This window comes from Streptomyces adustus, from assembly GCF_009377175.1.
Lineage (GTDB): Bacteria > Actinomycetota > Actinomycetes > Streptomycetales > Streptomycetaceae > Streptomyces > Streptomyces adustus.
Window position 1 is genome coordinate 47,611 of record NZ_VJZD01000030.1, and the last position, 8,197, is coordinate 55,807.

6 protein-coding genes are annotated in these 8,197 nt (G+C 74.6%); 1 reads left to right on the top strand and 5 read right to left on the bottom strand.

Annotated features, from left to right (window positions below):
- Positions 1-593 precede the first annotated feature (593 nt).
- Positions 594-1,679: a GlxA family transcriptional regulator gene (locus tag FNH09_RS10520; protein WP_152886480.1), complete on the bottom strand. Its 1,086-nt coding sequence runs from the start codon at positions 1,677-1,679 to the stop codon at positions 594-596.
- Positions 1,680-1,750: 71 nt separating this feature from the next.
- Between FNH09_RS10520 and FNH09_RS10525 the strand changes: the two genes are divergently transcribed.
- Positions 1,751-3,064, top strand: coding sequence for an MFS transporter (locus FNH09_RS10525; protein WP_162468372.1), 1,314 nt, complete (start codon positions 1,751-1,753; stop codon positions 3,062-3,064).
- 25 nt (positions 3,065-3,089) lie between these two features.
- On the opposite strand, the gene FNH09_RS10530 is transcribed toward FNH09_RS10525, so the two are convergent.
- The 4 genes from FNH09_RS10530 to FNH09_RS10545 all read right to left on the bottom strand — a co-directional run bounded on the left by FNH09_RS10530 (position 3,090) and on the right by FNH09_RS10545 (position 8,146).
- Positions 3,090-3,731, bottom strand: a complete 642-nt coding sequence (locus FNH09_RS10530) for a flavin reductase family protein (protein WP_238426595.1) — start codon at positions 3,729-3,731, stop codon at positions 3,090-3,092.
- A 64-nt stretch (positions 3,732-3,795) separates the two neighbouring features.
- Entirely contained in the window at positions 3,796-4,602 is an 807-nt protein-coding gene (locus FNH09_RS10535) for an enoyl-CoA hydratase/isomerase family protein (RefSeq protein ID WP_152886481.1), read from the bottom strand.
- A gap of 1 nt (position 4,603) precedes the next feature.
- A complete protein-coding gene (locus FNH09_RS10540) occupies positions 4,604-6,829 on the bottom strand; it encodes an acetate--CoA ligase family protein (protein WP_152886482.1) in 2,226 nt (741 codons plus the stop codon).
- A gap of 159 nt (positions 6,830-6,988) precedes the next feature.
- Positions 6,989-8,146, bottom strand: coding sequence for an NAD(P)-binding domain-containing protein (locus tag FNH09_RS10545; RefSeq protein WP_162468375.1), 1,158 nt, complete (start codon positions 8,144-8,146; stop codon positions 6,989-6,991).
- Positions 8,147-8,197 lie beyond the last annotated feature (51 nt).

Below are 8,197 nucleotides of genomic sequence, written 5' to 3' on the forward strand. Positions count from 1 at the left end.
GAACAGGCGAAGGCGGCGGGCCCGGGGTGGAGCGGCGGCGGCCGCTGCTCGACGCCTGGCCGGTGTACGTCACGGGCGCGGCCAGTCTGACCCTGCTCGGCCTGAGCGAACTCGTCCTGCCCGCCCTGCTCGAACAGCGCGGCGTCGGCGTCGGCTGGTCCGGCCCGCTGCTGGCCGGGATGTCGGTGGGCGCCGGGCTGGGCGCGTTCGCCTACGGCCTGCGGAACTGGCCGGGACGGCTGCGTACCCGCAGTGTGGTGCTGATGGCGGGCACCTCGGTGTGCATCACGTTCGCCGCGCTGCTCCCGCATCCGGCGGGCATCGCGATCGCGCTGACCGTGGGCGGCGCCCTCCAGTCCGGGGCGATGCTCACCCGCAACCTCTCCCTGCGCGAGGCCCTTCCGCCGGGCGCCCTGGCCGCGGGCTACTCGGTCATGTACGCGGCCGCGGGCGCGGGGTACGCGGCCACCGGCTCCCTGGCCGGCGCCCTGCTCCGGTTCGTGGCGCCGTCGACGGCGATCCTGGCCGGGGTGGCGCTGACCCTCGTGCTGACGGCGCTCGGCTGGTGGGGCGAGGCCCGGCGGGACGGCCGCTCAGTGCGCGACGCGCAGGTCGGCCTCGCTGCCCGCACCGGCGCCGACGGGGCTCCCGTCGCCGACGGCGTCGTCGCCGGGCCGCACGTCGTCGCCGCTGCCGCCGACCCGGAACGTCCGCCGGTACGCGGTGGGGGTGACCCCGAGCGCCGTCTGTAGGTGCTGGCGCATCGACTGGGCGGTGCCGAAGCCCGCGTCCCGGGCCACCTGGTCGACCGACAGATCGGTGGACTCCAGGAGGTGCCGGGCCCGTTCCACCCGCTGCTGGGCCAGCCACTGCCCCGGGCTGACGCCGACCTCCTCGCGGAAGCGGCGGGTGAAGGTGCGTACCGACATGGACTCCTGGGCGGCCAGGTCGCGCAGCTGGAGCGGCTCGTGCAGGCGGCCGAGGGCCCAGGCGCGGGCGGCGGTCGTCCCCGACACCTGCGGGTCGGGCACGGGCCGGTGGATGTACTGGGCCTGCCCGCCGTCCCGGTGCGGCGGTACGACGGTCCGGCGGGCCACCTCGTTGGCGACCGCGGTGCCGTGGTCGCGGCGGACCATGTGCAGGCACAGATCGATGCCGGCCGCGACCCCCGCCGAGGTCAGCACGTCGCCGTCGTCGACGAACAGGACGTCCGCGTCGACCTTGATCCTGGGGAAGAGGCGCGCGAAGTGCGCGGCGTCGGCCCAGTGCGTGGTCGCCGGACGGCCGTCGAGCCGGCCGGCGGCGGCGAGGACGTAGCCGCCGGTGCAGATGGAGGCGAGCCGGGTGCCGGGCCGGATGTACGCGAGCGCGGCGGCCAGTTCGTCGGTCAGCACGCCCTGCTCGTAGACCGGTCCCAGTTCGTACGACGCCGGGACGACGACCGTGTCGGCGGTGGCCAGGACCTCCGGTCCGTGGGCGATCTGGACGGCGAAGTCGGCGTCGGTCTCGACCGGGCCCGGCGGCCGGACGGAGCAGGTGACGACCTCGTACAGGTGCCGTCCCGCGGCGTCCTTGGGCCGTCCGAAGATGCGGTGCGGGATGCCCAGCTCGAAGGGGAGCAGCCCGTCGAGGGCGAGCACGACGACACGGTGGGGGCGGAACGCACGCTCACGGGTCATGGCCCGATCCTAGCGAATGCTGTCCTTCCGGCCACTCGTTTGTCATGGTCGCGCACTGGATGCTCTACGACGTGACCCAGACATCCGAAGCCGCAGCCATCGTGGCGGACACCCCGCCCGCACGCCGGTCCCGCATCCATCGCGCGTGGTTCGTCGCCGCCGTCACCTTCGTCACGATCATCGGCGCGGCGGCCTTCCGCTCCCTGCCCGGTCTGCTCATCGACCCGCTGCACCAGGAGTTCGGCTGGTCGCGCGGCACGGTCGGCGCCGCCGTCTCCGTCAACCTCGCGCTGTACGGGCTCACCGCGCCCTTCGCCGCCGCGCTGATGGACCGCTTCGGCATCCGGCGGGTGGTCGCGGTCGCGCTGACCGTGATCGCGGTCGGCTCCGGCCTGACGGTGTGGATGACGGCGGCCTGGCAGCTGATGCTGTGCTGGGGCCTGCTGGTGGGCCTCGGCTCGGGCTCGATGGCGCTGGCGTTCGCGGCGACGGTCACCAACCGCTGGTTCACGGCCCGCAAGGGCCTGGTCACCGGCATCCTCACCGCCGCCTCGGCCTCCGGCCAGCTGATCTTCCTGCCGCTGCTGTCCTGGATCGTCGAGAAGCACGACTGGCGGCCGGCCGCCGTCACGGTGGCCCTCGCGGCCCTGGCCGTCGTCCCCTTCGTCTGGCTGCTGCTGCGGGACCACCCGGCGGACGTGGGGCAGAAGCCGTACGGGTCCGCGGAGTTCGTGCCGAAGCCCGAGCCCGTCCCCGGTGCCGCCCGCCGCGCCGTGACCGTCCTGCTCTCGGCGGTGCGCACCGGCCCCTTCTGGCTGCTGGCCGGCACCTTCGCGATCTGCGGCGCCTCGACCAACGGCCTGGTGCAGACCCACTTCGTGCCCGCCGCGCACGACCACGGCATGCCCATCACCGCGGCCGCCTCGCTGCTCGCGGTGATCGGTGTCTTCGACGTGGTCGGCACGGTGGCCTCGGGCTGGTTCACCGACCGCTTCGAACCCCGCCGCCTGCTGGCCGTGTACTACGCGCTGCGGGGCGTCTCGCTGCTGTTCCTGCCGATGCTGCTGGCGCCCGCCGTGCACCCGCCGATGATCTTCTTCATCGTCTTCTACGGCCTCGACTGGGTCGCCACCGTGCCGCCCACCCTGGCCCTGTGCCGGGAGCAGTACGGCGACGACAGCGCCATCGTCTTCGGCTGGGTGCTCGCCTCCCACCAGGTGGGGGCCGCGCTCGTCGCCTTCCTCGGCGGTGTCGCCCGGGACGCCTTCGGCTCGTACGACGTGGTCTGGTACGCGTCCGGCGCGCTGTGCGCGGCGGCGGCGCTGATGGCCCTGGTGATCAGGCGGCGGCCGGCGCCGATGCCGACGCTGCCGGCGATGGCCTGAGAGCCGGCGGACCGGCTCCGACGGGTCAGCGGGCCGGTCCGAGCCGCGCGAAGCGCCCCCGGTGGAACAGGAGCGGTCCGCCGCCCCCGTCGGGGGCCTCGCCGGTGCCGAGGGCGTCCACCCGTCCGACCACGATGAGGTGGTCGCCGCCGGTGTGCACGGCGTGCACGGTGCAGTCGACCCAGGCGAGCGCCCCGGCCAGGCGCGGTGCGCCGGAGACCGGGGCCGGTTCGTGCGCGACCCCGGCGAACTTGTCGGCGCCGCTCACCGCGAACGCGCGGCACAGCTCGTCCTGGGACTCGTCCAGGACGTTGACGCAGAAGACCCCGGCGCGGGCGATGCGCGGCCAGGTCGTCGACGTACGGCCGACCATGAAGGCGACCAGCGGCGGGTCGAGGGAGAGCGAGGAGAAGGACTGGCAGGCGAAACCGGCGGGGGAGCCCCCGCCGTCCGCGGCGGGCGCGGTGATCACGGTCACGCCGGTCGCGAAGTTCCCCAGCACCCGCCGGAACTCGGCGCTGTCGACCGGCGCCCGCTCGTCCTCGCCGACACACCGCAACTCCGGCCGCGGCAGCGCCTCCACGTGCGCAGCCGGCGCGGCCTCGGCCGACCTGAGCCAACGGACGGCGGCTGCCGCCATCCCCGCGTGTCCCATCACATCCACCATTGAAGCTGACGATGCGTCAGATGGGAAGGGGTGTGCGGGGCACCGGGAGCCGTTTTCGAGGAGGTCAGCGGCCTCGGAACCCGGGCCCCCGCCGCTCCACGAAGCTCGCCACCCCCTCCCGCGCGTCCGCCGTGGTCATGTTGATCTCCTGCGCGGCGGCCTCCGCGGCGAAGGCGGTGGCGCGGTCGGCGTCGAGCGAGGCGTTGACGAGCTGCTTGGTCAGGGCGAGGGCCCGGGTCGGACCGGCGGCGAGCCGGTCGGCCCAGGCCCGGGCCGTCGCGGCCAGCTCCTCGTCCGGGACGACCCGGTTGACCAGGCCCAGCCGCTCGGCGTCCGGCGCGGTGAGGGCGTCGCCGAAGAACATCAGCTCCTTGGCGCGCTGGGGTCCGACCAGCCGGGGCAGCAGATAGGCGCCACCGCCGTCGGGGACCAGGCCGCGTCGTACGAACACCTCGATGAACCGGGCGGACTCCGCGGCGAGCACGAGATCGCAGGCCAGGGCGAGATGGGCGCCGAGACCGGCCGCCGTGCCGTTCACGGCGGCGAGCACCGGCTTCTCGCAGTCCAGGACGGCGGCGATCAGCCGCTGGGCGCCCAGCCGGAGCGTACGGGCGACATCGCCCGCGACCCGCTCCCCGGCCGGCGGAGCGCCCCGCAGGTCCGCGCCCGCGCAGAAGCCGCGGCCGGTGCCCGTGACCACCACGGCTCTCACCTGCGGGTCGGCGGAGGCGTCGGCGAGCAGCCGGATGACGCGCTCCCGCTGGTCGGGGGTGAGCGCGTTGAGGGCCTCGGGCCGGTTGAGGGTGATGCGGCAGACCTGGTCCTCGACGCTGTGCAGGACCCAGGACCCGGCGGATTCGGTCGCGCTCATCTCAGCGACACACCGCCAGGGCGTCCAGGGCCACCGCGCCCTGCCCCTGGGGCAGCACCAGCAGCGGATTGATGTCGAGCTCGGCGAGTTCGCCGCCGAGTTCCAGGGCCATGCGCTGCACCCGCAACACGACCTCGACCAGGGCGTCGACATCGGCGGGCGGGCGGCCGCGGACCCCGTCGAGCAGGGCCCGGCCGCGCAGTTCGGTGAGCATGGTCCTGGCCTGGTCCTCGCCGAAGGGCGGCACCCGCACGGCCGTGTCCCGCAGGACCTCCACCAGCACCCCGCCGAGCCCCACGGTCACGGTCGGCCCGAACAGGTCGTCGTGGGTGACGCCGACGACCATCTCCACGCCCCGCTCCACCATCTGGCACACCAGCACGCCGTCCAGCGGCACGTCCTCGTAGCGGGCGATCTCCGTCAGCTCGCGGTAGGCGTCGCGGACCTGGCTGGCCGAGGTCAGACCGATCTTCACCAGCCCCAGTTCGGTCTTGTGGGCGATCCGCGCGCCGGACGCCTTCATCACCACCGGGTAGCCCACCAGCCCGGCCGCGCGCACGGCCGCCGCCGCGCTGGTCACCAGCTGTTCGCGGGGCACCCGGATGCCGTAGGCGCGCAGCAGCTGCTTCGCCGCGTGCTCGCTGAGCTGCTCGCCCGGCCGCATCAGGGCGCGCGCCTTGCGGAAGGAGGGGGAGGTGGTGCGCGGCGCCTCGTCGAAGGGCGAGCGGTAGGCGCGTACGAAACGGTGGTGGTCGAGGTGGGCGCGCACGGCCGCCAGACAGTTGCCGACGGTACGGAAGGTGGCCACCCGCGAGGAGCCGAGCAGCACTTCGCGGTAGGCCGGCTCGGTGCCGACCGGCGACCCCCACACCACGCACACCAGCTTGTCCGTCCGTTCGGCCGCGTCCACCAGGTCCTGGACCAGCCGGTCGCTCAGCGGCGGGAAGGGGCCGGTGACCGGGCAGATCAGCACGCCGACCGCCGGGTCGTCGAGGATCGCGTCGATGATCTTCCGGCCGCGTTCGTCGCCGACCGGATGCCCGCCGTTGTCGACCGGGTTGGCCACGCTCAGGTACTCGGGTATCCACTGGTGCAGTTCGGCCTGCTTGGCCTCGGACAGCACCGGCAGCCGCAGCCCGGCCCGGGTCGCCAGGTCGGCGACGTGCGCACCCGTGCCGCCCGAGATGGAGCAGACGACGACCCCGTCCGCGAGCGGGGCGCGGGCCCGGGCCAGCAGGGCGGCGGTGTCCTGGAGCTCGTCGAGACCGTCGACCCGGATCACCCCGAACTGCCGCATCGCCGCGTCCACCACCGCGTCCGAGCCGGTCAGTTTGCCGGTGTGGGAGGCGGCGGTGCGGGCGCCGGTCTCCGTGCGGCCCACCTTGACCGCGACGACCGGCACCCCGCGCCGGGCGGCCCGGTCGGCGGCGAGCAGGAAGGAACGGCCGTCCTTCAGTCCCTCCACATAGCAGGCGATGGCCCCGACCTCGGGCCGCTCGGCGAAGTACGAGATGAAGTCGGCGCTCTCCAGGTCGGCCTCGTTGCCGGTGGGCGCCCAGTGGGAGAGGCGGATGCCGAGCTCCTGGAGGGCGAACACGGGACGGCCCTGGTGGCCGGACTGGGTGATGAGGGCGATCGCCGGTCCTTCGAGGTCGTCCCGGAAGTGCTCGAAGGCGTTGAGGTTGGTGTTGGGTCCGAGCAGCCGCACCCCGGACCGGGCGGCGGCGTCCGCCAGCCGGGCCTGCGCGGCCGCGCCCGCCGCCCCGGTCTCCGCGAACCCGGAGGCGAAGGCCACCGCGAACCGCACCTTGGCCTCGGCAAGTTCCTCGACCACCGGGAGCGGATCGGCGACCAGGAGCACGGCGAGGTCGACCTGCCCGGGCAGCTCGGCGACGGACGGCAGGCAGGGGATGCCGAAGACCGAGGCGCGGGTGGGGTGGACCGGGTGCAGCCGCGCGCCCACCCGTTCCGCCCAGGCGAGCAACTGCCGGGTGATGCCGGTGTTGGGCCGGCCGTCGGCGTCCGAGGCGCCGACCACGGCGACGGACTCGGGCCGGAAGAGGCGGTCCAGGTCGGGGACGGCGGCGTACAGCGGGCGTCCGCCGACGTCGAGGTCGTCCACGTCGGCCGGGCGGCCGTGGACGGCCGGCGCCGGGGGCTCGCCGCACGCGATGACGCGGGCCCGGCGGGAGTCGGTGGTGAGGGTGCCGTGGGTTGATCCAAGCATCGGTCCGCCCGCTCCTGTGTGACAGCCAATAACTGACGCACTGTCAGATTACTGAATTGACGATCCGTCAGGAATGGCTGTGCACGCAAAGAACGGGCGGCCGCCCGCTCGCCGTGGGGCCGGGGCCGGACGGCGGGCGGGGCGTGCGCCGGTACCGGGTCAGTTCGGGAGGCGGGACACCTGCCCCGCCTCGGTGCCCGCCGCGCCGCCCGCGACGGCCTTCGCGATCTTCTCCGCGTCGATCGCCAGCTCGCGGAACATGCCGCTGATCGGGTTGGTGAAGCCGGTGAAGTACAGGCCGGGAGCGTTGCGCGGGGTGCGGGCGCCGTGCACGACCGGGCGGCCCCGGGCGTCGAGCACGTCGAGGTGGCCGACCAGGTCCTCCAGCGCGCGCAGATAGCCGGTGGCGGCGACGACGGCGTCCGGCGAGATGCGGCTGCCGTCGGCGAGCACGACCTCGTCGTCCTCCAGGCCGTCCACGGCGGCCACGATCTCGACCTTCCCCTTGCGCACGGCGTCGATGAGGCCGACGTCCTGGACCGGGATCGACCCCGCGGTGACGCGGCTGTAGAGGCCGGTGTCCGGGCGGGGCAGGCCGTGGGCGGAGAGGTCCGGCACGCTGAGCTTGCCGACCGGCCCGGCCAGCCGGTCGACGAGCCCGACCGGCAGTCGCCGTACCAGTACACCGGTGTACTGGGCGGCCCAGCCGGCCGTCGAGCGGCGCAGGATGTGCGGGGCCGTGCGGACGGACAGCCGTACCCGCTTGGCGCCGCCCTCCACCAGGTCCACGGCGATCTCGGCGCCGGTGTTGCCGATCCCGACGACCAGCACGTCCCGGCCCGCGTAGGGCTCGGCGTTGCGGTACGCGCCGGCGTGCAGTAGCTCGCCGGTGTAGGAATCGCGGCCCGGCCAGTCGGGGATGTGGGGCGTGTGGTTGAAGCCGGTGGCCACGACCACCGCGGCGCCGGTCAGTTCACGGCCGCCGGTGGCGTGCAGCAGCCAGGCGGTGCCGTCGGGCGAGCGCTCGACGCGGGAGACCTCGACTCCGGTGACGATCTCCAGCTCGTGGTGTTCGGCGTACTTCTCCAGATAGCGCACCACGTTGTCGCGGGACACCCAGCGGCCGAAGCGGCGCGGGATGGGCAGCCCCGGCAGGGCGGACAGCCGCCGGGTGGTGTGCAGGTGGAGCCGGTCGTAATGGCGCCGCCAGGACGCGCCGACCTGGTCGGACTTCTCCAGGACGACGGCGCGGACGCCGCGGGCGCGCAGCGCGTACGCGACGGCGAGCCCGCCGGGGCCGGCGCCTATGACGTACACGGGCCGGTCGGCGGGAACGGCCGGAGCGGCGGAGGCGGCGGGAGCGGCGGG